This window comes from Acidovorax sp. Root267, from assembly GCF_001429215.1.
Taxonomy (GTDB): Bacteria; Pseudomonadota; Gammaproteobacteria; order Burkholderiales; family Burkholderiaceae_C; genus Acidovorax; species Acidovorax radicis.
The window spans coordinates 415695-441446 of sequence record NZ_LMJC01000012.1 but is presented as its reverse complement, the minus strand read 5'-3'; the positions used below and the strand labels follow the sequence as shown (position 1 = coordinate 441446).

Annotated in this window: 26 protein-coding genes; 17 read left to right on the top strand and 9 right to left on the bottom strand. The window is 67.0% G+C overall.

All coding sequences use genetic code 11. The annotated features are described in order from the left end of the window. Nucleotides 1-56: 56 nt before the first annotated feature. Entirely contained in the window at nucleotides 57-494 is a 438-nt protein-coding gene (locus tag ASE39_RS11550; RefSeq protein ID WP_057271454.1) for an OsmC family protein, read from the top strand. 55 nt (nucleotides 495-549) lie between these two features. Here ASE39_RS11550 and ASE39_RS11545 read toward each other — a convergent pair whose 3' ends face one another. The 4 genes from ASE39_RS11545 to ASE39_RS11530 form a co-directional block, all read right to left on the bottom strand. Next, nucleotides 550-1872: a serine hydrolase gene (locus ASE39_RS11545; protein ID WP_057271453.1), complete on the bottom strand. Its 1323-nt coding sequence runs from the start codon at nucleotides 1870-1872 to the stop codon at nucleotides 550-552. An 82-nt stretch (nucleotides 1873-1954) separates the two neighbouring features. Continuing rightward, the gene (locus tag ASE39_RS11540) at nucleotides 1955-2536 is read right to left on the bottom strand and encodes a thioredoxin family protein (RefSeq protein ID WP_057271452.1); all 582 of its coding nucleotides are present in this window, start codon (nucleotides 2534-2536) and stop codon (nucleotides 1955-1957) included. A gap of 26 nt (nucleotides 2537-2562) precedes the next feature. Next, entirely contained in the window at nucleotides 2563-3294 is a 732-nt protein-coding gene (locus ASE39_RS11535; protein ID WP_082615404.1) for a cytochrome c biogenesis CcdA family protein, read from the bottom strand. After that, nucleotides 3291-3848: a DUF2147 domain-containing protein gene (locus tag ASE39_RS11530; protein ID WP_057271219.1), complete on the bottom strand. Its 558-nt coding sequence runs from the start codon at nucleotides 3846-3848 to the stop codon at nucleotides 3291-3293. The genes ASE39_RS11535 and ASE39_RS11530 overlap by 4 nt, the downstream gene beginning before the upstream one ends. A gap of 178 nt (nucleotides 3849-4026) precedes the next feature. Between ASE39_RS11530 and ASE39_RS11525 the strand changes: the two genes are divergently transcribed. The 5 genes from ASE39_RS11525 to ASE39_RS11510 all read left to right on the top strand — a co-directional run bounded on the left by ASE39_RS11525 (nucleotide 4027) and on the right by ASE39_RS11510 (nucleotide 8907). After that, a complete protein-coding gene (locus ASE39_RS11525; RefSeq protein ID WP_057271218.1) occupies nucleotides 4027-4788 on the top strand; it encodes a response regulator in 762 nt (253 codons plus the stop codon). Continuing rightward, the gene (locus ASE39_RS11520; RefSeq protein WP_057271217.1) at nucleotides 4785-6116 is read left to right on the top strand and encodes an ATP-binding protein; all 1332 of its coding nucleotides are present in this window, start codon (nucleotides 4785-4787) and stop codon (nucleotides 6114-6116) included. The genes ASE39_RS11525 and ASE39_RS11520 overlap by 4 nt, the downstream gene beginning before the upstream one ends. 160 nt (nucleotides 6117-6276) lie before the next feature. Beyond that, nucleotides 6277-7089, top strand: a complete 813-nt coding sequence (locus ASE39_RS11515) for a DUF72 domain-containing protein (protein ID WP_057271451.1) — start codon at nucleotides 6277-6279, stop codon at nucleotides 7087-7089. A 175-nt stretch (nucleotides 7090-7264) separates the two neighbouring features. Continuing rightward, complete coding sequence (locus ASE39_RS27285) at nucleotides 7265-7393, top strand: hypothetical protein (protein ID WP_255509275.1); 129 nt, start codon at nucleotides 7265-7267, stop codon at nucleotides 7391-7393. 122 nt (nucleotides 7394-7515) lie between these two features. Further along, nucleotides 7516-8907 (top strand): homoserine dehydrogenase, encoded by a 1392-nt coding sequence (locus ASE39_RS11510; protein ID WP_057271216.1) that lies wholly within the window; start codon nucleotides 7516-7518, stop codon nucleotides 8905-8907. Nucleotides 8908-9000: 93 nt separating this feature from the next. Here the strand turns inward: ASE39_RS11510 and ASE39_RS11505 are convergent, their stop codons facing one another. Next, nucleotides 9001-9636 carry an FMN-binding negative transcriptional regulator gene (locus ASE39_RS11505; RefSeq protein ID WP_057271215.1) on the bottom strand — a complete coding sequence of 212 codons (636 nt, stop codon included), beginning with the start codon at nucleotides 9634-9636 and terminating at the stop codon, nucleotides 9001-9003. A gap of 1 nt (nucleotide 9637) precedes the next feature. Beyond that, nucleotides 9638-10117, bottom strand: coding sequence for an OsmC family protein (locus ASE39_RS11500; protein WP_057271214.1), 480 nt, complete (start codon nucleotides 10115-10117; stop codon nucleotides 9638-9640). A 99-nt stretch (nucleotides 10118-10216) separates the two neighbouring features. On the opposite strand from ASE39_RS11500, the gene ASE39_RS11495 reads away from it, so the two are divergent. Then, the gene (locus ASE39_RS11495; RefSeq protein WP_057271213.1) at nucleotides 10217-11668 is read left to right on the top strand and encodes a PLP-dependent aminotransferase family protein; all 1452 of its coding nucleotides are present in this window, start codon (nucleotides 10217-10219) and stop codon (nucleotides 11666-11668) included. 22 nt (nucleotides 11669-11690) lie between these two features. On the opposite strand, the gene ASE39_RS11490 is transcribed toward ASE39_RS11495, so the two are convergent. Continuing rightward, nucleotides 11691-12797 carry an MBL fold metallo-hydrolase gene (locus ASE39_RS11490; RefSeq protein WP_057271212.1) on the bottom strand — a complete coding sequence of 369 codons (1107 nt, stop codon included), beginning with the start codon at nucleotides 12795-12797 and terminating at the stop codon, nucleotides 11691-11693. A 129-nt stretch (nucleotides 12798-12926) separates the two neighbouring features. Between ASE39_RS11490 and ASE39_RS11485 the strand changes: the two genes are divergently transcribed. The 5 genes from ASE39_RS11485 (at nucleotide 12927) to ASE39_RS11465 (ending at nucleotide 18137) form a co-directional block, all read left to right on the top strand. Then, nucleotides 12927-13553, top strand: a complete 627-nt coding sequence (locus ASE39_RS11485) for a TetR/AcrR family transcriptional regulator (RefSeq protein ID WP_057271211.1) — start codon at nucleotides 12927-12929, stop codon at nucleotides 13551-13553. A gap of 100 nt (nucleotides 13554-13653) precedes the next feature. Beyond that, nucleotides 13654-14205: a gamma carbonic anhydrase family protein gene (locus ASE39_RS11480; RefSeq protein WP_010464967.1), complete on the top strand. Its 552-nt coding sequence runs from the start codon at nucleotides 13654-13656 to the stop codon at nucleotides 14203-14205. 58 nt (nucleotides 14206-14263) lie between these two features. Next, nucleotides 14264-15319 carry a sensor domain-containing diguanylate cyclase gene (locus ASE39_RS11475; RefSeq protein WP_010464968.1) on the top strand — a complete coding sequence of 352 codons (1056 nt, stop codon included), beginning with the start codon at nucleotides 14264-14266 and terminating at the stop codon, nucleotides 15317-15319. 100 nt (nucleotides 15320-15419) lie between these two features. After that, nucleotides 15420-17330 (top strand): B12-binding domain-containing radical SAM protein, encoded by a 1911-nt coding sequence (locus ASE39_RS11470; protein ID WP_029414190.1) that lies wholly within the window; start codon nucleotides 15420-15422, stop codon nucleotides 17328-17330. 90 nt (nucleotides 17331-17420) lie between these two features. Further along, complete coding sequence (locus ASE39_RS11465) at nucleotides 17421-18137, top strand: HAD family phosphatase (RefSeq protein ID WP_057271210.1); 717 nt, start codon at nucleotides 17421-17423, stop codon at nucleotides 18135-18137. Between the two features lie 45 nt (nucleotides 18138-18182). Here the strand turns inward: ASE39_RS11465 and ASE39_RS11460 are convergent, their stop codons facing one another. Both ASE39_RS11460 and ASE39_RS11455 read right to left on the bottom strand, forming a co-directional pair. Then, the gene (locus tag ASE39_RS11460) at nucleotides 18183-18479 is read right to left on the bottom strand and encodes a hypothetical protein (protein WP_057271209.1); all 297 of its coding nucleotides are present in this window, start codon (nucleotides 18477-18479) and stop codon (nucleotides 18183-18185) included. A 105-nt stretch (nucleotides 18480-18584) separates the two neighbouring features. After that, nucleotides 18585-19904 (bottom strand): hypothetical protein, encoded by a 1320-nt coding sequence (locus ASE39_RS11455; protein ID WP_242421415.1) that lies wholly within the window; start codon nucleotides 19902-19904, stop codon nucleotides 18585-18587. A gap of 270 nt (nucleotides 19905-20174) precedes the next feature. Between ASE39_RS11455 and dinG the strand changes: the two genes are divergently transcribed. The 5 genes from dinG to ASE39_RS11435 all read left to right on the top strand — a co-directional run bounded on the left by dinG (nucleotide 20175) and on the right by ASE39_RS11435 (nucleotide 25698). Continuing rightward, nucleotides 20175-22349: an ATP-dependent DNA helicase DinG gene (gene dinG / locus ASE39_RS11450; protein ID WP_057271207.1), complete on the top strand. Its 2175-nt coding sequence runs from the start codon at nucleotides 20175-20177 to the stop codon at nucleotides 22347-22349. Between the two features lie 314 nt (nucleotides 22350-22663). Continuing rightward, nucleotides 22664-23842, top strand: coding sequence for an ATP-binding protein (locus ASE39_RS11445; RefSeq protein WP_057271206.1), 1179 nt, complete (start codon nucleotides 22664-22666; stop codon nucleotides 23840-23842). Continuing rightward, the gene (locus ASE39_RS25815; RefSeq protein ID WP_082615402.1) at nucleotides 23835-24536 is read left to right on the top strand and encodes a hypothetical protein; all 702 of its coding nucleotides are present in this window, start codon (nucleotides 23835-23837) and stop codon (nucleotides 24534-24536) included. Before ASE39_RS11445 ends, ASE39_RS25815 begins: the two co-directional genes overlap by 8 nt. Before the next feature lie 67 nt (nucleotides 24537-24603). Then, on the top strand, nucleotides 24604-24960 hold the full coding sequence (locus tag ASE39_RS11440; RefSeq protein WP_057271205.1) for a zinc ribbon domain-containing protein YjdM: 357 nt from the start codon (nucleotides 24604-24606) through the stop codon (nucleotides 24958-24960). A gap of 234 nt (nucleotides 24961-25194) precedes the next feature. Continuing rightward, a complete protein-coding gene (locus ASE39_RS11435; RefSeq protein WP_057271204.1) occupies nucleotides 25195-25698 on the top strand; it encodes a pyridoxamine 5'-phosphate oxidase family protein in 504 nt (167 codons plus the stop codon). Nucleotides 25699-25752 lie beyond the last annotated feature (54 nt).

Here is a 25752-nt window from a genome sequence, read left to right as displayed (position 1 = left end):
GGCGGGGCGTGGTGACATCGGAGATTCACCCCATTCAACACCACAAGGAGCACACCATGCCTGAAAAGAAAGCGAGCGTTCACTGGGAAGGTGCCGGCAAGGCCGGCCAGGGCCAGATCAGCACCGAGACCGGCGCGCTGGACAAGTACCCCTACGGCTTTGCCAGCCGCTTTGGCGATGACCGCAAGGGCACCAATCCCGAAGAGATCGTGGGCGCTGCACACGCCGCCTGTTTCACCATGGCATTTTCCTTTGCCGCTGAGAAGGTTGGCATCGCCACCGAGACCATCGGCACCACGGCCAGCGTGCGGCTCAGCAAGGAAGGTGACGGTTTTGTGATTGACCGCATCGCCCTCACGCTCACGGCCAAGGTGCCTGGCATGGACGATGCCGCGTTCCAGAAACTGGCGGCAGATGCCAAGGCCAATTGCCCGCTGTCGAAGGCACTGGCCTCGGTGCCAGAGATCACGCTGACCGCCACGCTGGTGAAGTAACTAACGGGGCATGCACTGGCACCGGGCACACCTCGATGCCATCTTTCTTCGCCGCTCAGCGCGCCCGCACCGCTGCGGCCAACGCGGCAAATGCATGCCGGTCCACCGCATGCGTGAAGGCGGTGTTGGGCACCGGATGGGTGGACAGCTTCACCACCACCAGCTCCGCCGCCGGGTTGATGTGGATGTGCTGGCCCATCAGGCCCTTGGCTTCCAGCGTGCCGTCAGCATCGTGCGGCACCCACCACTGGTTGTGGTACGAGTACCCCGCGCGCATCGCAGTGCCGGGCGCCTTGCTGAAGCGGGCGGGGTCCGCACCCTTGCGCAGCTCGGCGATGGTGGCGGGCGCGATGATCTGCTGGCCGTTGTAGCGGCCATTGGCGCGCAGCATTTCTGCCAGGCGGCCCAGGTCGCGCAGCGTGGCGTTCACGCCCACGCTGGTGGACTGGCCGCCGTTGGCATCGGCAAACACATACCCATCTTCCTGCGCGCCCAGGCGTGACCAGATGCGCTCGGACAGCAGCGTGGCGTAGCTCTTGCCCGTCACGCGCTGCAGCAGCCAGCCCAACACTTCCGTGTCCACCGACTTGTAGGCGAACGCGGCGCCGTGCTCGCCGTCCTTCTTCAGCGTGGGCAAGAACTCGGCCATGCTTTTGGGCGCGCTGCTGCCGGGTGGCGCAGGCTGCAGGCCTGCGGCGGCCAGGTACTGAAAGATGCCGGACGCGGGGTCGGCAAAGTTCTCGGCGTACTGCACGCCGGTGGTCATGTCCAGCGTCTGCTGCACGGTGGCGTCGGCCCAGGCGCTGGTGGCCAGCTCGGGCAGGTAGCGGGGGATCAGCGCTGTGGGGTCGATCACACCTTCGTGGATGAGCTCGGTCACCAGCAGGCCGGTGAGCGATTTGCTCATGGACCACAGCACGTGCGGCTGGTACGGCTGCATGCCGGTGTGGTAGCGCTCGTACACCACTTGGCCGCGGTGCAGCACCAGCAGGCCGTCGGTGTAGGTGGCCTTTTGCCAGTCGGCCAGCGTTGTGGTGCCGCCCTTGCCGTCGGGCATGGGCAGTGCGTCGTTCAGCGGGCGGGCTGCCGCGGGCAGTGCGCTCGGCGTGCCTGCACCGCGCCACACAGTCGCCGTCGGCCCCAGCTCGCGCAGGTGGTGCGCGGCCCAGCGCACGTTGGGGTACTGCAGGATGTTGGCTAGGCGCACGACCTTGTCGGGCGGCGGCGGAAAGCCCTGCATCAACCGCAGCGCGGCAGGCTGGGTGACATCGGGCGGCGGCAACTGGGGCGCCTGGGCGTGGCTGGCAGAGGCCATGCAGACAGCGGCTGCGGTGGCAGCCAGCGTGACCAGGGCGAATCGAAGGCGGGGGACGGGCATGGTGTGAAGGTCCTGCAAAGGTGGATGGGATCGGGCAGAGCAACGAGGTGACAAGAAAGGGTGAGCTGCTGGTTCGCAGGCACTAGCCCCGCGCCCCCAGCAGCGCGCGGATCACGGCCTCGGTGCGGTCATATTTGCCTTCGCCAAAGTGCTTGTAGCGAATGCGGCCCTGCGCATCGATGAGGTACGCGGCGGGCCAGTACTGGTTGCTGTAGGCCTTCCAGGTGCCGTAGCGGTTGTCTTGCGCCACGGGGTGCTTCACGCCGTGGCGGCGCATGGCCACCTCGACGTTGCTGGTGGTGCGCTCGAACGGAAACTCCGGCGTGTGCACGCCCACCACGGTGAGGCCCTGGGGCGTGTACAGCTCGGCCCAGCGGTTCACGTGGGGCAGGGTGCGTATGCAGTTGATGCAGGCGTACGTCCAGAAGTCCACCAGCACCACGCGGCCACGCAGCTGGGCCAGGGTGAGGGGCTCGGAGTTGAGCCAGCGCTCAATGCCGGTGAACTCGGGCGCGGGCCCCAGGTCGGGCAGCGTGGCGGCCTGGATGGCGGGGCCTGCCGCGTGGGTGATGGCGGGTGCCGCCACGGCTGCGGCCACGCCAGCGGCAGACGCGAGGAAGGCGCGGCGCTGCAATACACAGGGTGAAGAAGGGTGCGATGTCATGGTGAAAACTCCTTGCTGCAGGCCGCTCACAGCCCGCTAGAAAACGATGGATAAAACTGCGACAGCCAGGCCGTGACCTGGCCATCGACCTCCAGCAACATGGCCAGCGCGACGGCGATGACCACCACGCCAAAGACCTGCTGCACGCAGTGCGCGTGGCGCGAGATGCGGCGCACATGGCTGGCCGCTGCCTGGCCGCCGTAGGCGATGGCCAGCATGGGCAGCGCGGCGCCGGTGGAATACGCCAGCAGCAGCACGGCAGTGCCCACACCGGGCGGCTCGGTGGCGATGAGGGTGAGGATGGACGCGAGCACCGGCCCGGCGCAGGGCGTCCACACCGCGCCCAGGCTCAGCCCCAACAGCAGGCCGCCCCAGTTGCCGCCCGATGACCCCATCCCCACACGGCCCACGCGATGAAGCACGCCCCCCGCGTATCGGCTGAGCCACTGGAAGGGCCGGGGCCACACCGTGAGCACGCCGAACACCAGCAGCATCGCGGCGGCGAACCGGCGCAAACCCTCGGGCGATACGCCCAGCACCTGCGTGAAGCTGCTGAACAGCAGCGCCACGGCCGCGAACGACAACGCAAAGCCCAGCGCGATGAACAGCGGGCGCGTGCGCTGCGCGGGGCCGCCCGCCACCGATGCGCCCAGCACCACCGGCAGCATGGGCAGTACGCAGGGCGCGCCCACGGTCAGCATGCCGGCGGCCACGGCCAGCCAGGGCGATGTGGCAACGGCGGTGGCGGCCATGGTCATGGCGCACCCCCGTGCTCTGCGGCCGGGCGGCGCCACACCTGCGTCTTGCCGAACAGCGGGATGCCGACATAGGCGCGCACCAGCAGCTGGTCGGGCTCGGCGGGGGTGAGGGTGGCGCGGTAGGTCTTGGCGTTTTCGCGGTTGTAGATCTCGCCTTGGTAGTCACCGCTGCCGCTGCCGGTGTCGCGCAGGCCAGACAGCAGCGTCATGCCCAGCGCAGGGCGGGCATCGGCGGCGGCCATGTCGGTGCCGGGGGCGCTCATCGACCGGTGGGCCAACACGCGCACGACCTTGCCGCACAGGGTGGGACTGCCACCGGGTTTTGCGCTGATGGAAGTAGCAGTGTTTTTTGCATCGGTGGCGCACGGGGCGACGTCCACTTCCAGGTTGCCGCTTTCGGTGATCCAGCGGCCCAGCGGGGCCTGGGGGTGCGGTACAGATGCAGATGCCGCCAGCGCCGTAGTGGCGGGCTGCGCGGCAGCCTCTTGCGCGCTGGCGGCGTGCGCCCAGCCCAAGGCCAGCGCAGCGGCGGCCAGGGCAATGAATGGCTTCATGGCAAGTCCTCGTGAAGTTCAGGAAGACTGCATTGAAGCCAGCGCACGTATCGGCGGTTTGTCGTGCACGGGCCTTTTGGTATGCGCACTTGTCGGCAGCGGCGCCAGACAAGTTCAGATACATGCGGGCCTGCTGCGGCCTCGCCGCGCGGCGCCAAAGTCTGGACAATCAGCGCCCATGACGACCCCGCCCCCGCCCGACCACATCCTGATCGTCGACGACGACGCGGGCATCCGCGAGCTGGCGGCCGAGTACCTGCAGCGCCAGGGCCTGCAGGTGAGCGTGGCGGCCGACGGGCGGCAGATGCGCGAGGTGCTGGCCACGCAGCGCATCGACCTGCTGGTGCTGGACCTGATGCTGCCCGGTACCGACGGCATCACGCTGTGCCGCGAGCTGCGCAGCCCCGGCGCGCCGCCGCTGCCAATCATCATGCTCACCGCGCGCAGCGACGAGGCCGACCGCATCCTGGGCCTGGAGCTGGGCGCGGACGACTACCTGACCAAGCCCTTCGCCGCCCGCGAGCTGCTGGCGCGCATCCACGCCGTGCTGCGGCGCACGCGCATGCTGCCGCCCAACCTGGCGGTGACCGAGCCCGCGCGCCAACTCGCGTTCGGCGACTGGCGGCTCGATACCACGGCACGCCACCTGCTCGATGCCACGGGCGCAGTGGTGGCGCTGTCGGGCGCCGAGTACCGGCTGCTGCGCGTGCTGCTGGACCACCCGCAGCGCATCCTTACGCGCGACCAGCTGCTGCAGCTCACGCAGGGGCGCGACGCCGATGTGTTCGACCGGTCCATCGACCTCTTGGTCAGCCGCGTGCGCCAGCGGCTGGGGGACGGTGCCCGCGGCTCGCGCTACATCAAGACGGTGCGTAACGAGGGCTATGTGTTCTGTGCCGACGTGCTGCCCAAGGCGACACCCAAAGAGGCCGCCGCATGACGCTGCGCTGGTGGCCCCGCTCGCTGTTCGGGCGCATCCTGCTGGTGCTGGCGGCGGGCCTGGCGCTGGCGCATGCGCTGACCTTCGTGCTGGCCATCACCGAGCGCAGCATGACCATGCGCCGCGCCATGGTGTCGTATCTGGCGAGCGACGTGGCCAGCTCCATGGCCATGCTGGACCGCCTGCCCGCAGCAGAGCGCGCACAGTGGGTGGACCGGCTGGCGCGCCGCAACTACCGGTTCACGCTGGCCGCGCCGCTGGACGCGCCCGAGGACACGTCTGACATGGCCCGCCAAATTGCCGGTGCCGTAGGCACCACGCTGCCGCCGGGCCGCACGGTGCGCGTGATCGACCCGCACGTGCCCGGCACCGAGCTGCGCCTGCAACTGCAGCTGGCCGACGGCACCCCGCTGGCCGTGGACATGGACGAGCCCCGGCTGCAGGTCTCGCCCTGGGTGCTGGGTGCGCTGGCACTGCAGCTGGCGCTGCTGGTGGGCCTGTGCGCCTGGGCCGTGCGCGCGGCCACGCGGCCCCTCCGCACGCTGGCCGACGCGGCCGATGCGCTGGGTACCGACCGCCCCGCCGTGCCCCTGGCCGAGGACGGCCCGCGCGAAGTGCAGCGCGCCGCCCAGGCCTTCAACCGCATGCAGCAGCGCATCCAGGCGCACCTGGAGGAGCGCATGCGTATCCTGGCCGCCGTCTCGCACGACCTGCAGACGCCCATCACCCGCCTGCGCCTGCGCGCCGACCTGCTGGACGACACCGCGCTGCAGGGCAAGCTGCACGCGGACCTGGCCGAGATGCAGTCGCTGGTGGAAGAGGGCATTGCCTACGCGCGCTCGTCCCAGGCCGTGCAGGAGCCGCTGCAGCGCGTGGACCTGCGCGCTCTGCTGCAGAGCATTGCGTTCGACTACGCCGATGCGGGCCTGCCGGTGACGCTGCTGCACGCGGCGGAGGGCACCTGCGACACGCGCCCGCAGGCGCTGCGGCGGCTGGTGTGCAACCTGGTGGACAACGCGATCAAGTTCGCGGGTGCGGCCGAGCTGAGCCTGGAGGCATACCAACAGGCACAGACACCCGCGCAAGGCCCGTGGCTGCTGCGCGTGCTGGACCGGGGCCCCGGCATTGCGCAGGCCGACCTGGCCGCCGTGCTGCAACCCTACGTGCGGCTGGAAGACTCGCGCAACCGCGGCACCGGCGGCACGGGGCTGGGTCTGGCCATTGCGAGCGAGCTGGCGAAGGCGCTGGGCGGCCAGCTGGTGCTCGGGCCGCGGGGAGAGGGGCCAGGGCTGGAAGCGCGGGTCGAGCTGCCTGGGCAGCAGCCGTAGCGCGCGGCAGGTTCCCAAAAGTTCGAAGCGCGTGTGCAGGTGCGCCGCCGCCACCACGCGCACCCGCGCCGCGCCACGCCACGCCACGCCAAGACTCGGGCCGCTGCTACAGTGCCTGTTCCGTGGACTCACCAGGGGGAACGCCGTGGACAGCACCAGCATCAGCAGCACTACCACCAACGCAGGCAGTGGCAACAGCAGCAGCGGCCCTCACATCCGCATCGGCATCGGCGGCTGGACCTTCGAGCCCTGGCGCGACAACTTCTACCCCGCCGGCCTTTCGCACAGCAAAGAGCTGCAGTACGCCAGCCGCCAGCTCACCGCCATCGAGGTCAACGGCACTTACTACAGCACCTTCAAGCCACCGACGTTCGCCAAGTGGCATGGCGAAACGCCCGAGGGCTTCATGTTCTCGCTCAAGGCCAACCGCTTTGCAACCAACCGCCGCGTGCTGGCGGAGGCGGGCGATTCGATCACGCGGTTTGTGGAGAGCGGCATCTCCGAACTGAAAGACAAGCTCGGGCCCATCGTCTGGCAGTTCATGCCCACCAAGGCGTTCGAGCCGGGGGACTTCGAGGCCTTCCTCGCGCTGCTGCCCCGGCAGGTCGATGGCCGCCGCCTGCGCCATGTGCTCGACGTGCGGCACGAGAGCTTTGCGACCCCCGCCTTCATTGCGCTGGCCCGCCAGTACGGCTGCGTGCCGGTGCACACCGATTCCGAAAAATTCCCAGCCATCGCCGATGCCGAGGCGGACTTCGCCTACCTGCGGCTGATGCGCAGCCAGGCCGACGTACCGACCGGCTATGCGCCCGAGGCGATTGCGCAGTGGGCGGATGGCGTGCGCGCGTGGACGGGCGGCGGGCGGCCGCGCGACGTGTTCGTGTACTTCATCAACGGCGCGAAAGAGCGGGCGCCGGCAGGGGCGATGGAGCTGATGGCGCAGCTGGGTGTGCAGGCGTTCCAAGAAAAATAGGCCGCTACCGCGCTTCCATCAAGCGCCAATAGCTATTTAATTGATAGCACCATCACGTACGATTCGATGTACGTGCAGACCACTTGCCGACAAACCGCGCGGCGTCTGCGCGCAACACACCACACGGCCCGGGCTTGACGCGCGCCCCGCACCGTCAGGTACACTGCGCCTCTTCATGTCGTACACCACCCCCGCCCTCGCCGCACGCGCCACTGCCTTCCAAGGCATGGGCATGATGCAGCGCGCGTTCACGCGGGCTGTGGTTGCACGAATGATTACCACCATTACCCCCGCGGCCACCTGAGCACGCGCAGGTGGCCGTTTCGGCAGCCACCTGGTGATCGCTCTCTTCTCCCCCAAGACGAATGCACGAAACCCAGCTCTGGCAGCTGGGTTTTTTTGTTTGTTCGTTAGCCGGAGAAGTCCATGTACCGCGATCCCGTCCCATCCCTAGAGCCTCAACCGTTGCACGCCACCACCGTGGCGATGCGCCCTCTGCGCGTGGGCATGATCGGCATTGGCACCGTGGGCGCAGGCACCTTCCGCGTGCTGGCGCGCAACCAGGCGCTCATCGCGGGCCGCGCGGGGCGCGGCATCAAGATGGTGGTGGTCTGCGCCCGCAGCCTGGCCCGTGCCATGAGCGTGGTGGGCAAGGACGTGGCGCTGACCAACGACCCCATGCAGGTCGCCACGCACCCCGATGTGGACGTGCTGGTGGAGGCCGCGGGCGGCACCGGCCCGGCGCGTGAATGGGTGCTGGCCGCCATCCGCGCGGGCAAGCATGTGGTCACGGCCAACAAGGCGCTGCTGGCGGTGCATGGCAACGAGATCTTCGCCGCCGCGCGCCAGCACGGCGTGGTCGTGGCGTACGAAGGCGCGGTGGCGGTGAGCATCCCCATCGTCAAGGCGCTGCGCGAGGGCCTCACGGCCAACCGCATCGAATGGGTGGCCGGCATCATCAACGGCACCACCAACTTCATCCTGAGCAAGATGCGCGACGAAGGCGTGGGCTTTGCCGAAGCGCTCGCCCAGGCCCAGGCGCTGGGCTACGCCGAGGCCGACCCGACCTTCGACATCGAGGGCATCGACGCCGCGCACAAGATCACGCTGCTGGCCGCCAATGCGTTTGGCATGCCGGTGCGTTTTGCCGATGCGCAGGTGGAAGGCATCACCGCGCTGCAGGGGCTGGACGTGGCGTGTGCGGAGCAGCTGGGCTTTCGCATCAAGCTGCTGGGCGTGGCCAAGCGGCGCGAGGACGGTGACGCCGAAGGGGTGGAGCTGCGCGTGCAGCCCGCGCTGGTGCCCGCCACGCATTTGCTGGCGCATGTGAACGGGTCGATGAACGCCGTGATGGTCAAGGGCGATGCAGCGGGCGTGACGATGTACTACGGCGCGGGCGCGGGGTCCGAGCAAACTGCATCGGCCGTGATTGCCGACCTGGTGGATGTGGCGCGGCTCGATGGCACGCGTGCCGCGCAGCGGGTGCCGCACCTGGGGTTTCACGCAGACGCGGTCAACGAAGGCCTGGCCGTGTTGCCCCGCGCGGCCGTGCACACGCGCCACTATCTGCGCGTGCCGGTACACAGCGCGCAGCAGATCGAGGCCGTGGGCGCCTGGCTGGCCGCGCAGCAGGTGCCGGTGCTGCAGGTGGCCTTGGCCGCCGAGAAATCACTGCCACCGGGCAGCCACACCCAGGTGCTGGTGCTGACGGACGCCGTGGCGCAGGCCAACGTGGACCTGGCGGTGCATGCGCTGGCCGCACACCCTGCGGTGGCAGGCCCGGTGGTGACACTGCGGGTGGAACTGCTGGAGGGCTGAGAACCCCGTGGGACACGCGATTTTGTGTCAAGAAAGGCGCTAGCTCTTATCCATCAAGCGCTAGCAGCTATCAATTTTGACAAACCCCGTTGCTCATGGCATCAAGCCCCCCAACACCAGCGCGGCCATGTCCTCTGCTGCGGATGTGCCCTCGGCCATCAGGCCCTGCACCACGCCCGCGCGGTCCGTGTCGGTACGGTTCTGGCTGACTTTCCAGATGCCTTCCCAGCGGTCCACCGGCAGTTCGATGCCCACGATGGCGTGCAGCAGTTTGTCGATGTAGTCGGGCGGGGCATCGTCAATGCGCCAAGGGTCCGGGCGGTGGGCCTCGTGCCGCTCACTCAGGGTGTGCAGGATGGCGCGCAACTGAACCGGGTCGTCCACTGCGTGGAGCGTGCCGTGGGCGTGCACGGTGGCGTAGTTCCAGGTGGGCACCTGTTTGCCGTCGATGGCCTTGGACGGGTACCAGGAGGGCGAGACGTAGGCCTGTGGGCCGTGGAACACCGCCACGGCGGCCTGCGGCAGCAGTGGCAGGACACCGTTGGCACGCCCCACGTGGCCCACCAGCGTGCCGTGGGGGCCACGCGTGGGGTCCAGGTACAGCGGCACATGGTTCACATGCAGCACGCCTTCGTGCGATACGACCAGGGTGGCCAGGGGCTGGGCCCGCACCAGGGCCTGCAGGATGGCCGGGGCCGTCACCTGGAACTGGCGGTTGGCAATCGTCATGTCAGGCCCCTTCCACTTCCAGCACGGGCGCGCAGTCGATCCGCGTCTTGACCGAGTTGGCCAGGAAACACGACGCGTGGGCGCGGTGGTGCAGGTCGTCGAGTTGTGCGGCGCTGGGCGCGTGGGCCGCGTCAAAGCGCGTGACGGGGCTCAACTGCACCTGGGTAACGACGAGTTGGCCCTGCTCGTTTTTGGCCATGGTGCCCACGGCCGCGTCGGTGTAGCTGTTGAGCCGAAAGCCCGCACGGCTGGCCAAATCCATGAACCACAGCATGTGGCAGCTGGAGAGGGCCGCCACATAGGCTTCTTCAGGGTCCACGGCCGCGGCGTCGGAATACGGCAGCGGCACCACATGGGGCGACGACGATGCGGCCACGGTGGCGCCACCATCGAAGTGCCAGGTGTGGGCGCGGTGGTAGCGCTTGTCCAGAAAGTCGTCGTTGCCGCGCTGCCAGGTGACGGTGGCGATGTGTGGGGCCATGGGGTTCTCTCAACAAAGGCGGATCGCACGGTGGCGACCCGGGTTTCTACAATGGTTCTTCAGTTTATGGCGGCATCACAACATTGAAAGGGCCAATTCGTGCCTCGCCCCGGAGCCAATCGCCCCCCCACCGCCACCACCCTGCGCCAGCAGGTTTATGAGCAATTGCGCCGCGCCATCGAGCAGGGCAGCCTGCGCGCGGGCACGCGGCTGCCGCCGTCGCGCGAGCACGCAAGCAGCCTGGGCGTGTCGCGCAACACCGTGCTGTGGGCCGTGCAGCGGCTGCAGGCCGAAGGGTATGTGGAAGCGCGGGTGGGCGACGGCACCTATGTGTCGCAGGCCGTGGCGGCCACCTCGGCCGCCCCGCAAGGCCTGGTGGCGCCGCCCCGGGGCCTGTCACGCCGGGGGCAGCTGATTGCCGACACGGCGGCGCGCTGGCGCCCCCCGCTGGCGGCCGCCAAGGCGTTCCGCATTGGCGCGCCCGAGGTCGCCACCTTTCCGTTTGTGCTGTGGGACCGGCTCACCCGCCAGGCCAGCGCCCGCCAGCGCGTGGACCGCGCCCAGTACCTGGACCCGGCCGGGGACCCGGACCTGCGCCAGGCCGTGGCGCAATGGCTGTGGGCCTCGCGCGGCATCCGCTGCGATGCGGCGCAGGTGGTGGTGTGCTCGGGCTCGCAGCAAGGCATCGACCTCATTGCACGGCTGCTGCTGGATGTGGGCGACGAGGTGCTGGTGGAAGACCCCGGCTACCCCGGCATCCGCGCCAGCCTGCTGGGGCATGGCGCGCTGGCGCGGCCGGTGGGCATGGATGCCGACGGCATGCGCATCGACGAGGCCGCCACCCGCTGGCCCGCTGCGCGCATGGCGGTGGTCACGCCCACCCACCAGTTCCCCACGGGGGTCGGCATGGGCCTGGTGCGGCGGCAGGCGCTGCTGCAATGGGCCCGCGCACACGACGCCTGGGTGGTGGAAGACGACTACGACGGCGAGTTTCAATACGGCAGCAACACGCAGCGCGTGCCCGCGCTGTGCAGCCTGCCGGGGTCCGAGCGGGTGCTGTACGTGGGCACGTTCTCCAAGACCCTGCACCCCGGGCTGCGCCTGGGCTTTGTGGTGGTGCCACCCGCGCTGGTGGAGGCCTTTGCCATGGCCCGCGCCATCACCGACCGGCATGCACCCGGTGATGCGCAAGCGGTGCTGGCGCGCTTCATTGCCGAGGGGCACCTGCTGCGCCACTTGCGGCACATGCGGGAGCTGTATCTGCAGCGCCAACAGGTGCTGATCAGCGCCCTGGCCGGCGCCAGCGATGGCGCGGTGCAGCTGTGGCCCAGCGACCGGGGCATGCACCTGCTGCACGAAGGCGCGCCCGGCACCGATGATGAGGCGATCAGCCGCAAGGCGCTGGCAGCGGGTGTGATGCTGGCGCCGCTGTCGCGCTATGCCATGCAGTCCCCGCGCAGGGGCTGGCTGCTGGGGTACGCAGGGTATGACACGCCCGAGATCCTGGCGGCGGCGCGGGTGGTGGGGGCACTGCTGCGCGGAGCCGCGTGAGGATGCGCGAGGCCGCGTGGGTTCAGAGGCGTGGCAACGGCGCGGATTGCGCGTCCGTCATCTTCGTGCGGGCAGTCTGCGGCTGCGCTGCATCACGCCACCAGTGTTTCGACAGGGCCGGTGTGCGGATGTCCAGGCGCTCGCCCATGACGGGCGCCACCAGCGGCACGGCAGCGTTGGCTGCCAGCGCGGTGATGCGTTCAAACGGCTCCGTCCAGGGGTGCATGGCCAGGTCAAACGTGCCGTTGTGGATGGGCATGAGGTGGCGGCCCTTCACGTCCAGGTGGGCCTGCAGGCTTTCGTGGGGCTGCATGTGCACATCGGGCCATTGCGCGTCGTAGGCACCGGTCTCGATCATCGTGAGGTCGAACGGGCCAAAGCGCTCGCCGATGGCCTTGAAGCCATCGAAGTAGCCCGTATCGCCACTGAAGAAGATGCGCAACTGATCGGAGCCTTGCCCGCTCATCAGCACCCACGACGCCCACAGCGTGCGGTTGCCGTCCGACAGGCTGCGCCCCGAAAAGTGCTGGGCGGGTGTGGCCACCAGGCGCAGGCCCTCGATGGTGGTGCCTTGCCACCAGTCGAATTGCTGCACCTTGGCGGCGGGCACCCCCCAGGCGATGAGCCGGTCACCCACGCCCAGTGGGGCCACAAAGTGGGCCACCTTGGGTGCCAGTTGCTGGATGGCGTCGTAGTCCAGGTGGTCATAGTGGTCGTGCGACAGGATCACGCCCGTGATGGGCGGCAGGTCGTCCAGGGCGATGGGCGGCGCATGGAACCGCTTGGGGCCCAGAAACTGGAACGGCGATGCGCGCTCGGAGAACACCGGGTCGGTCAGCCAGAACTTGCCTTCGATCTTGAGCAGCATGGTGGAGTGGCCCAGGCGCCACAGGCTACGGTCGGGCGCGGCCAGCAGGTCGGCCTGCGACAGCGCCTGCACCGGCAGGGCTTGGCGGGGCACGGTGTCGGCCGGCTTGCCTGTGGCAAAGCGCCACATGATGGCGGCGGTCTTGAACAAACCCGGCTGTTCGCGCGGGGCGGTGTTGCGGAACTTGCCGTCCACCTGCTGGGGCGAGTCGGCATACGAGGTGGCGGGCAACGAGGCGCAGGAGAGGATGCTGTAGGCCATGGCAACAAGGGCAGTGAGGATGAGGAGGAATCGGGACATGCGGCGGGGCATGGGGCTCTTTCTTAAAAGTGCACTGCACAGTGTAGTTCACTTTTTAAAAAAGTAAACTCGCCGGTGTAAAATGACCCCATGACCCTTGTTCCCACCCCGTCCCGCCTGACCGACCGCAAGCGCGAGGCCATCGTGCAGGCCGCCATTGCCGAGTTTCGCGAGCACGGTTTCAACGGCACCAGCATGGACCGCGTGGCCGCGGCGGCCGAGGTTTCCAAGCGCACCGTGTACAACCATTTCCCCAGCAAGGACGAACTCTTCGAGGCCATCCTGGGGCACCTGTGGGACCGCAGCCAATCGCTGGCCGAGGTGGCCTACGACGCGGGCCACCCGCTGCGGGACCAGCTGCTGCAGGTGCTGGAGCACAAGATGCAGCTGCTCAACGACGCGAGCTTCATCGACCTCTCGCGCGTGGCCATGGCAGAAATCATACACACGCCCGAACGCGCCGAGGCGATGGTGACCCGCCTGTCCGAAAAGGAAGAGGGCCTGCCCCGGTGGATCCGTGCGGCCCAGCAGGACGGGACCCTGCGTGCCAACGTGGACCCGCAATACGCAGCGCACCAGCTGCACGGCATGGTCAAGGCCTTTGCCTTCTGGCCCCAACTGGCCATGGGCCGCCCCCCGCTGGACGCGGCCCAGCAGCAGCAGGTGCTGGCCGATGCGGTGGACATGTTTTTAGGGTTCTACGCGGTGGCGCGCTGACTTACTGCCGGCCGACCGCAACGCCGCCTCAAAGCATCCGCGCATCCGCATTGCGGTTTGCACTACGCTTGGCCGTTTCCCCACACAGCTTCAGACACCGATGCCTCTTGCCCCCTACCTCGACACCGCCCCGGTTCTGGACACCGGCGTTTTCATCCATGATTCCGCCCAGGTCATCGGCGACGTCACCCTGGGTCGCGACAGCTCGGTGTGGTGCAACGCCGTGCTGCGCGGCGACGTGAACCGCATCGTGGTCGGCGCCTGCAGCAACGTGCAGGACCTGACCATGGGCCATGTATCGCACCGCAATGCAGCCAAGCCCGAGGGCTCGCCGCTTGTCATTGGCGACTACGTCACCATCGGCCATTCGGTCATCCTGCACGGCTGCCGCATCGGCAACGAATGCCTCATCGGCATGGGCTCCATCGTGATGGACGACGCCGTCATCGAAGACCGCGTGATGCTGGGCGCGGGCAGCCTGGTCTCGCCCGGCAAGGTGCTGGAGAGCGGCTACCTCTACATCGGCCGCCCGGCCGTGCGCCAGCGTGCGCTCACCGAGGCCGAGATGGCCTACCTCAAGTATTCGGCCGAGCACTATGTGCGCGTGAAGAACAACTACCAGGCCACGCCCACACCGGCACCAGCCGCCTGATCCTCCCCGGGTTACCGCCGTGGCCCCCCTGTGCGCCGCGGCCCATAATTTCTGGTGTATGAGCGAACTTCTTCAGCAACTGTCCGAATCCGTCTCCACCGCCCAGTCGGTGGAGGAACTGACGCGGCCGCTTCTGGAAATGCTGGAGGCGGTGACGGGGCTGGAGTCCACCTACCTCACCTCCATCGACGAGGTCCAGGGTGTGCAGCATGTGCTGTATGCACGCAACTCCAGCGCCATGCAGATTCCCGAAGGCCTTGTCGTGCCCTGGAACGACACGCTGTGCAAACGCGCGCTGGAAGAAGGCCGCACCTTCACCGACGACGTGCCGGCCTGCTGGGGCGATTCGCAGGCGGCGCGCGACCTCAACATCCGCACCTACGTGAGCAAGCCCGTCCGCATGGGCAACGGCGCGCTGTACGGCACGCTGTGCGCGGCCAGCACCCACACGCGCCCACGCACGCCCGAGGCCGAGCGCATCCTCACGCTGTTCGCCTACCTGATCGGCCAGCAGGTGGAGCGCGAGCAACTCATCCAGAAGCTGCTGTCGGCCAACGAACAGCTGGCGACCATGGCGGCCACCGATCAGCTCACAGGAATGCCCAACCGACGGGCCCTCGTGGAATCGCTGGAGCGGATGCTCGCGCAAGGCCGGCGCCGGCAGATGGGGGTCCAGATCGCGTTCATCGACCTGGATGGCTTCAAGGCCATCAACGATACCCATGGCCATGAGGTGGGCGACCAATTCCTCATCGCCATCGCGCAGCGGCTGCAAGGCCTGCTGCGCGCCGAGGACCTGGCCGCACGCCTGGGTGGCGACGAGTTTGTGGTGATCAGCCTGAGCGCGCACGGTGGCGACGCAGCGCACTCTGCACAGGACGCACTGAGCCAGCGCATCACGCAGGTCACCCAGGGCCGCTTTGACCTGCCGGGCGCCTCACTGGACTACGGCGGCGCCAGCGTGGGCGTCGTCACCATTGCCCCAGACCAGCCACACGGCACCGAAGAGGCACTGCGCGTGGCGGACCAGACCATGTACCAGGTCAAGCTCGCGCGCCGGCGGGCCGAAGACACCGTGGCCCAGGCGCGCAGCGGGCTGGCAGCCCACCGCTGAGCCGCACCGAAAAGGCAGGCCCCCGCCTGCGGCAGTAGCCACACCCGCACGGGAGAAACCGCAGGCCCGGATAATCGGGGCTTACCAACCCCCGCGTCCCATGGCCTCTTCTCCGTGCCGCGTGCTCTCTGTCATCCCCCCGATGACGCAGCTGAACACGCCCTATCCGTCCACCGCCTACCTCACGGGCTTTCTGCGCTCGCGCGGCGTCACCGCGTTCCAGGAAGACCTGGCGCTGGCGCTGGTGCTGCAACTGCTCTCGCCCGAGGGCCTGAAGGCCGTGGCTACCAAGGTGGACGCACTGCCCACCAAAAAACAAAGCCCCGCCGTGCAGAGCTTTGCCGCGCAGAAGGACCGGTACCTCGCCACCATTCGCCCGGCCATCGCCTTCCTGCAGGGCCGGGACAGCACGCTGGCGCACCGCATCGCCGGGCGGCACTACCTGCCCGAGGGGCCGCGCTTTGCCACGCTCGACGTGTATGTGGACGACGAGGGCGGCGACCCGCTGGGCTGGGCGTTTGGCGCCCTGGGCCTGCACGACAAGGCCAAGCACCTGGCCACGCTGTACCTGAACGACCTGGCCGATGTGCTGCGCGATGCGGTGGACGAGCGTTTTGAGTTTGTGCGCTACGCCGAATCGCTGGCGGGCAGCCAGCCCACGTTTGACCCGCTGGCCGATGCGCTGGCCGCGCCGCCTACGCTGGTGGACGACATGCTGCAGCAGCTCACGCACGAGGCCCTGGAGCGCCACACGCCCGATGTGGTGTTGCTCTCGGTGCCTTTCCCGGGCTCGGTGTATGCGGCGTTTCGCATTGCACAGGCCATCAAGGCGCGTCACCCGCAGGTGGTGACGGTGCTGGGCGGCGGTTTTGTGAACACCGAGCTGCGCGAGCTGGCCGACCCGCGCGTGTTCGACCATTTCGACTACGTGACGCTGGACGCCGGCGAGCGCCCGCTGCTGGCGCTGCTGGAACATGTGCGCGGCGAGCGCGGCCGCCAGCGCTTAGTGCGTACCTTTGTGCGTGGAGACGATGGCGCGGTGCAGTACATCAACATGATGGAAGCCGACGTGGCCTTCGCCGAGGTGGGCACACCCACCTGGGACGGCCTGCCGCTGGACCGCTACCTCTCGCTGCTGGACATGCTCAACCCCATGCACCGGCTGTGGAGCGACGGGCGCTGGAACAAGCTCACCGTGGCGCACGGCTGCTATTGGAAGAAGTGCAGTTTTTGCGACGTGAGCCTGGACTACATCAGTCGCTACGAGGGCGCGAGCGCCGAGGTGCTGGCCGACCGCATCGAGGCCATCGTGCGCGAGACGGGGCAGACGGGCTTTCACTTTGTCGACGAAGCCGCGCCGCCCAAGGCGCTGAAAGCACTGGCCACCGAGCTGATTGCACGCAACGCGGGCATCAGCTGGTGGGGCAATGTGCGGTTCGAGAAAACCTTCACGCCCGACCTGGCCGAGCTGATGGCCGACAGTGGCTGCATTGCGATTTCGGGTGGGCTCGAAGTGGCCTCCGACCGGCTGCTCACTCTCATGAAAAAAGGCGTGTCGGTGGACCAGGTGGCGCGCGTGACGCGGGCGTTCACCGACGCGGGCATCCTGGTGCATGCGTACCTGATGTACGGCTTTCCGACCCAGACGGTGCAGGACACGGTGGATGCGCTCGAATACGTGCGCCAGCTGTTCGCCAACGGCTGCATCCAGAGCGGCTTCTTCCACCGCTTTGCCTGCACCGTGCACTCACCGGTCGGCAAGAACCCCGAGGAATACGGCGTGACCCTGGCGCCGCTGCCCCCGGGTGACTTTGCCAAGAACGACGTGGCCTTCATCGACCCCACGGGCGTGGACCACGACGCGCTGGGCGGCGCGCTCAAGAAGGCCATCTACAACTACATGCATGGCATCGGGCTCGAAGAAGACGTGCGCAGCTGGTTCCCCTTCAAGGTGCCCAAGACCACGGTGCAGCGCAACCGCATCGAGCGGGCGCTGCGCGAGCGGGGTTGACGAACGGCTGGTGGGTCGATGGTTCGGATAAAAAGTGCCGCCAGCGCTTATCCAACAAGCGCTGATTGCTATCAATAACAGAGCATTGACATGCCCCAGCTCCCCCGCCGTCCCGGATTCACCGCCGCCATCTTCGACATGGACGGACTGCTGGTCGATTCCGAGCGTGTGACCCTGCGTGCCTGGATCGGCGCCGCGCGGGCGCGGGGCATGGCGCTGGCCGAGGCCGACTACCTGCAGGTGGTGGGGCGCGCGTCCACCGATTCCGACGCCATGCTCACTGCCCTACTGGGTGGTCCGCACGTGTTCGAGCAGGTGCTGGCCGATGTGGCGGTGCGGCTGTCCGATGGCGGGCCAGAGCCGCTGTTTCCCCTCAAACCTGGCGCCGCATCGCTGCTGCAGGCGCTGCGGCACGCAGGTGTGCCGTGCGCGGTGGCGTCATCGTCGCGCCGCGACGAAATCGAGCACCGGTTGGGCCGGGTGGGCGTGCTGCACCACTTTCAGGCGTGGGCCGGCGGCAACGAGGTGCCGCGTGGCAAACCCGACCCCGCCCTGTACCGGCTGGCGGCCGGGCGCCTGGGCGTGGACCCCGCGCAGTGCCTGGCCTTTGAAGACAGCGAAAACGGCGCACGCGCCGCACAGGCTGCGGGCGTGGCGGTGGTGATCGTGCCGGACCTCAAGCAACCCGCCGCCGATGTGGCCGGGCGCAGCCATGGCGTGCTCGAATCGCTGGTGTCGGCGCACGACCATTTGCCACGCTGGTTCGTGGCGGTGGGGACGCTAAAAACAGATGAAATTGGCTCCTAGCGCTTATCTATAAGGCGTGAACAGCTATCAAATTCAGAGCGTTTGCTATTTCTGCTTCTGGTAGGCCTTGTCAGCCGGAGGCCCCCGGTCTGTGTCCAGCAAGCCCCGCTTCACGTCGCGGTAGGCCTGCTCCATCTGGACGTCGGGCTTGCCGTGGGTCATGTCCACCGATTCGTCGCGTTCATGGGGCAGGAGAGGTTCGGGCTCGCTCAGGTCTTCAGGTCCGCTGCCTGGCTGCGGCTGGGGCTGGGTGGTATTCACGCGCCGCTCGGTGCGGGCGGGAACGGGAGCGGAGGGGGTGATCTCCTCTTCCGTGCGGGGGGCGGTGGGGGTCGTTTTCATGCTGGGCCTTGGTATGCAACGTAGAGTCCCTCCACCCTAACGCCGCTGGCCGCCCCGCGCTGTAGGCCCAGTCCCCGCGCCGCTGCGGGCGTGCGGAGCCTGCTGTCACCAAAACAACCACCGCTCCAGCGCATTGAGCACGATGACCACGATCACGCCGATCAAGAAGAGGATCGCCTTGCGGCGCGCCTGCGCGCTCACCACCAGCTTGTAGGCCGTGTACGCGGCGAGCGTGCCCACAAAAGGCGCCGCGATGGCGGCACCTGACAAGACGATGGCCACGAGCTTGCCCCAGCCGTCGGTCCCGCCCATTGTCCAGATCGAACGCAAGTAGATCGCGCTCGGAATGGCCAGGCCCAACCACAGCACCCCGGACGCCACCGCAACGCTGACGTGGTGCGCGAGCAGGCCATAAAGCAACACGACGCCCGCAGCGCCACCACAGAACGCGAGCAGCCGGAGCCAGCGCGGCAGAGGCGCGTCAGCGCGGCGGGAAGCCTTGGCTGCATCAGCCGCCTTCTTGCCCGCTGTGGCGGTAGCCGCTGCCGCCGCCTGGGCACGTTGTTGTTGCTGTTGTTGCATCTCGGCGGATTCACGGGCGCCGCGCAGGAAGTCGTCCACCGCCGGGTTGTCCACCTGAACCAGAATACGGACCGTGCGCGACAGGGCCTGGTCGTGCTGGGGCAGTTCGGTCTGCAAGGTGGCCCCTTGACTGAACCATTCCCCCATCTGCGCCAGCCACCCCACACCGGAGGGCGGCAGCCCGAAGCCGCCCTCCGCCGTGCGGCACAGGTAATGCTGGGTGCTCTGCGGCGGGACGAACTGCCGCGCGCTGTACCGGGGCAAATAGCATTGCATCAGCGGTGCAGCCGCCGGCTGGCCGGGGCGGCCCAGGCGCAGCGCAAACTCGGGCAAGGGCACGGGCTCGCTCAGTCCATTGCGCACGCCCAGCCAAAGGTAAAGGCCCCGGACTCGCCCATCCTTGGCCCGATGCACCCAGAGGCCGGGGCCTTCTTGCGCAATGTCTGCGCCCAGGGCGTCGAGTTCGGACGGTAGCGGGGCACCGGGGCCGTCCATGTCCCATTGCGGCCGCAGGTGGGCTTTCAGGATGGAGGGCCACACCCTGCGCGCGCGGCGCTGCAGGTCGTCAGCATCGACCCCCCGCCCATGGGTGATGGCAGCTTCGATGGTGCGGCCGGCCTGCGCCGGCTGCCCTTCCAGGGCGAGCAACCATTCGTCGAGCAAAGCCAGCCGCAAATAGAGCGCATCAGCCTCTTGTCCCAGGGCCTCCGCCGCGCGCCCCCAGGCATACCGGGCAGGCTGCTGCGGTACCAGCTCCTGCGCCAGCAATCGCTGGCGCGCAGAGCTGTCAGCCTGGGCAGCCGAAGGCGGGGCTTTTTGTGCCCACGCGCCAGATGTGCCCATGCACAGCAGCACCACGAACCCCAGCGCCCGCAGCAAGATGCCTGGCGCACTTTCCGCCCAGCCTGGGACAAGGCTTGCCCGTACCCCAGGCGTGCCGCGCAGCGGCGAACCGCAGTTCTGCGCACATCCCCCCGCATATCCCCCCCGCATCATTGCTCTCCTGTAGCTATGCGGGGATTTTCTTTCATGGCTACCGTGGGGGTCCAGTCTGTCCATCCGCCACAAGGCATCGCCAGGCCCCATCCCTTCATTGGCATGCGACACTACTGTATGTCTCAACAGGTGTGGGCCGCGCAGGCCCTTGAATCTTTCGATGCGGTGGTATCGGCCACCGAGGGTTTTCGCAGCCGCGCCGGCCAGCGGCTGATGGCCGAGCAGGTGGCGCGCACGTTCAGCAGCGCCACGCTGGGCAAGGTGGATGAAGAAAGTGGCGAGGCGGCGCCCACGCGCTCCATCGCCGTCATCCAGGCGGGCACGGGCGTGGGCAAGTCGCTGGCGTATTGCGCGCCTGCCATTGCGCTGGCGCTGTCGCGCGGCACGCGGGTGCTGATCTCTACCGCCACCGTGGCATTGCAGGAGCAGCTGGTCAACAAGGACCTGCCCGCGCTGGCGGCGCTGCTGCCGCAGCCCTTCAAATTTGCGCTGGCCAAGGGGCGCGGGCGCTATGTGTGCAAGCTCAAGCTCGACCGGCTGGCGGGCACGGGAGAGGCCGAAGAAGAGGGCGACGACGACCTGTTTGCCGAGGAGGAAGCCGCCGCCCGCGCCAAGCGCCCCCGGCACGAGACCGAGGCGCGCATCCAGTTTTATTCAACGATGGCGCAGACCCTGTCGAAAGGCGCCTGGGATGGTGACCGCGACAGCCTGGACACGCCCCCCGAGCCCGAGGTGTGGAGCCCCGTGGCGGCCGAGGGCGCCTCGTGCACCGGCAAACATTGCCCGGCCTTCAGCCAGTGCACCTACTACGACAAGCGCAAGGAGCTGGTGGGTGCGCAGGTGATTGTGGCCAACCACGATTTGCTGCTGTCGTCGCTGGGCGCGCGCGTGTTGCCGGAGCTGGACAACTGCCTGCTGGTGCTGGACGAAGCCCACCACCTGCCCGCCACGGCGCTCGACCAGTTTGCCTGCAGCATGGATCTCTCGCGCATCACGTGGATCGAGCGGCTGTCGAGCCGGGGCCTGCGCATTGGGGCACTGCTGGAGGTCGAAGAGATTGCCGACATCCCCAAGCACGCGGCCCAGTTGCGGCAGACGCTGCAGGACCTGGCCCGCATCGTGATGGATGTGTACGGCCCCGCGCTCAAAAGCCAGAAGGACACCTGGGGCCCAGCGCGGGTGCGCGTGCCACGGGGTGAACTGCCCGAGCCACTCATCGCGCCGCTCGGCCTGCTGGCCGCCAGTGCCGATGGTTTCCTGGAAGCGCTGCGCGCCATCAGCAAGGCCCTGCGCGCCGAGATGCGCGACAAGCCTGACGAGGCCAAGCGCCTGTCCACGCTGTACGCGCAGATCGGCATGCTGGCGCCGCGCCTGGAAGAGCTGCACGCCACCGCGCAACTGCTGCTGCAGGATGCGCCCCAGGGCGCCGACCGCAGCTTCGTGCCCGCCGCAAAGTGGTTCACGCTGGAGGTGGATGGTGACTTCATCGTGGTCAAGGCGCACGCCAGCCCCATCCTGCCGGGCACCACGCTGCGCAACCACTTGTGGAGCGCGGTGCGCGGTGCGGTGCTGACATCGGCCACGCTGACCAGCTGCGGCAATTTCGATTTCTTTTTGCGCGAGGCCGGCCTGCATGGCGACGATTCCGCCACCACGCTGGAGGTGGCCAGCCCCTTCAACTACGCCGCGCAGGGCACGCTGATTGCCGCCGAGACACGCGCCGACCCCAAGAACGCTGCGCAGTTCACCACCGAGATGGTCGATGCGCTGCTGCACGACATCGCGCGCGTGGAATACGGCGCGCTGGTACTCTTCACCTCGCGCGAACAGATGCGACAGGCCGTGGACGCGCTGCCCACCGCCATGCGCAGCGTGGTGCTGGTGCAGAACGCGCTGCCGCGCACGCAGCTGCTGCGCCGCCACCGTGAGCGGGTGGAGAACGGCGAGCCCTCGGTCATCTTTGGCATGCAGTCGTTTGGCGAGGGGCTGGACCTGCCCGGGCGCCTGTGCGAGTCGGTGTTCATCACCAAGCTACCCTTTGCCCCGCCCGACGACCCGGTGGGCGAGGCCCGCGCCGAGTGGCTGCGCGCCGTGGGGCGCGACCCGTTCAGCGAACTGGTGGTGCCCGCCACTGCCATCCGCCTGGCGCAATGGGTGGGCCGCGCCATCCGCACCGAAGAGGACCAGGCGCACGTGTATTGCTACGACAAGCGGCTGACGCGCACCAGCTACGGCCAGCGGCTGCTCAAGGGCCTGCCGCCGTTTGCGCTGGAGCGGCGGCCAGTGGCTTGAAATCACCGTGCCTTGACCCCGCCGCTCCTTCAAAGGGGATGTGAAGCAAGCACTCTAAAGTGCGATAACTTATTGAGAGTTTCCAAATTCACGACATCCACCAACCGTTCGGGCTGAGCCCGTCGAAGCCAGGGCGCTCCTCTGCGAAAGCCCTTCGACAAGCTCAGGGCGAACGGTTTCAAAGATGTCGTGAATTCCGAAAGCATCAATAGATAGTTAGATATCGCCGCGACAATAGGATGATCCGCAGTCATTCAATGTCGTCGGTGTGAGTTTCAGACATGTCATGTACCGAATTTTCTCAGGACTCTTCCATGATCAGAACCGTTCAAGTTGATGGGTTCAAGTCCATCGTTTCGCAGGCTTTGGAACTTGGGCGGGTTAACTGCTTCATCGGAGCTAACGGCGTCGGCAAAAGCAACGTTCTCGAAGCAGTGGGCGTTCTTGGCGCCGCTGCCAATGGAAAGGTGGACGACGAAGCCCTCTTGCGACGCGGTGTGCGCCCAGGGGTTCCACGGCTCTATAAGACATCGTTCGACTCAGCTAGCGTCCCTCCACACATTGGGTTGTCTGCGCATAGCGACCAGAACGCCAACTATCGCGTATCGTTGCTAAACCCACTCGAAAACCCCGACCCGGCATGGACCTTCAAGACGGAACGCCTTGCAGTGGGCGCCGACGAAATCGTTGCCGATGGGGTGCGTAACCGGCGCAACCTCACCCCCATAGCGGGCCTTGCAGCCCTCAAGTTGGTTGATGTTCCAACGAACAGCCCAGCCGCTGACTTGATGCAGCGCCTACAAACTTTTGCGATCTACTCGCCCAACACACCAACCCTTCGCGCAATGGTCGGCGACCCACAATCGCGCAATCCGGTGGGGCTGGCCGGTGGTGGCTTGGCCGAAGGGTTTGCCGATTTTCGCAAGGCGATGCTTGATCATGACGAAGATTTGCTCGACAGCGTGTTCGAGTTGGTCGACTGGGTCGCAGACATTCAAACCACATCTTCTGCAGGTGCGCTTTTATCACCCTCGGTGGCACGAACCAAAGATGTTTTGAAGTTCACCGATCGGTTCATGCGCAAGAGTCGCAATACCCTGACAGCGTATGACGCGAGCGAAGGGGCTTTGTATGTGCTTTTTTGCGCAATTCTTTGTCTGTCGCCCCAAGCTCCCAACTTCTTTGCCATTGATAACCTGGACCAAGCTTTGAACCCCCGGTTGGTTGGACGGCTAACAGCCAAACTGTCTGGATGGCTGCAGCGCGGCAGCAAGCATAGGCAACTGCTGTTCACTGCGCACAACCCTGCGGTACTAGATGGGCTGGACTTGACGGATCCGGAGATCCGTCTTTTTGCGGTGGAGCGCAACAGTGACGGGCACACAGTGGTTCGGCGCATTGAATTGAATGCCGACCTCCAGAGTTTGCACACGTCATACCCTTTGTCGAGATTGTGGTTGATGGGAAATTTGGGAGCTATCCCGAATGTCTGATCCCCGTATTGCCGTGGTAGCCGAAGGGCCAACCGACATAGTCGTTATTGAAGCAGCACTCAAGGCCTTGCTGCAGCGTCCATTCTTACTAAACCAATTACAGCCAGAACCCACTCGACCCGACATGGGCAACGGCTGGGGTGGTGTATTCAAGTGGTGTCAAGAATTCCGCCAAAGGGGTGCGGTAAGCATAGAGGCTGACCCTACATTGAGCCAGTTTGATCTGGTCATCGTGCACCTGGATGCCGATGTAGCAGATAAAAACTACGCCGATTGCGGCAATGCCGTTCTGCAGGCATCACTGGGTTTGGCACGATTGCCTTGTGCCCAGCCCTGTCCGCCGCCAGTCCATACGGTGGCGGCTCTTGAAGCCGTATTGCTCAGTTGGCTAGGTCTTGCTGCAACCGGTCCCAAGAGCCTTTTCTGCATTCCCTCGAAAGCTACAGAGGCATGGTTGGCTGCCGCAGTGTTGCCCCAGGGACATGCATTGCATGACGGGCTGGAGTGCCGGTTGGATCTGGAAAGTCAATTGGCGAAGCTTTCCAAGAAGGAACGGATCCGGAAAACGGGACGCGAGTATCAGAGCTGGTCCCAGACCATTGCAATCCAGTGGGCGCAAGTCACGGCGCGATGCTCTCAAGCCACCGCTTTTGAGCAGCAGATACACAATGCTGCCCGGAATTTCCCTGTTTGAGATCGCCGCATTGCCACCTGCGCATAACGCGGGCCCCGGCCAATCAGTAACCCCTATACGAAATACCATGCCCCACGCCATTCCCGCCTGCCCCCAGTGCGGCCAGGAAAACACCTACCCCGATGGCAGCAACTACGTGTGCCCCGACTGCAGTTTTGAATGGCCGCAAGTGGCCGACACGGCAGACACCGACGCCGATGCAGGCGACGGCATCGTGCGCGATGCCAATGGCAACCCGCTGGCCGACGGCGACGCCGTGATCCTGGTGAAGGACCTCAAGGTCAAGGGCTCGTCGTCCACGCTCAAGAAAGGCACCAAGATCAAAAGCATCCGCCTGGTCGACGGCGCCGACGGACACAACGTGGACTGCAAGACCGACCTGGGGAGCATGTTGCTGAAGTCGGAATTTTTGAAGAAGGCGTGAAGCGCCTTCCCTCCATCTTGCGCAGCACCTTATTTTTCACCATGCCAGCACGGGAGCCGCTGCGCAAGGCGGCATACGAGGCACCGCCGCACGGAGGGCATCGGTAGCGTCTGGCCCGGTCTGGTCAGACGGGCTGTCGGACAAGCCCCCACGCGCAGGCGGGCAAGGGGACGACGCGGCGCATGGCACGGGCGGCCTAGAGTCGTATCTACCCATCCATCCCCCGAAAGCCCCATGCAACACCCTACCCCCGCCCACGAAACCTTGTGGAAACTCATCAAGGACATCCGGTTTGGCATGCTCACGCACCGCACCTCCACGGGCATGCTGCATGCGCACCCGCTCACCACGCAAAACCGGCAGTTCGACGAAAACAACGAGTTGTATTTCTTCATCACCAAGTCTGGCGAACTGTATGAACGCCTGCTGACCGATGGCGAGGTCAATGTGTCGTATGCCAACCCGGACGACGACAGCTATGTGTCGCTGTCGGGCCAGGCCCGCGTGGTGGACGACCACGCGCAAAAGGAAGCTCTGTGGTCCCCCATGGCCAAGGCATGGTTCCCGGGCGGGGTGTCTGACCCCAACCTGGCATTGCTGGCGGTGCGCATTCGCCACGCCGAGTACTGGGATGTGGACCAAAGCAAGATGGTGCAGCTCTTCAAGATGGCCAAGGCTGCCATCACCGGCGAGCCACCGCGCAGCCTGGGCGAGCACAAGGAAGTGACCTTGTATTGAGCGGTGGGTGGTGCGCCCGGAGCGGCTCTATCCCCAAGGTGGGGCAGCCGCCCT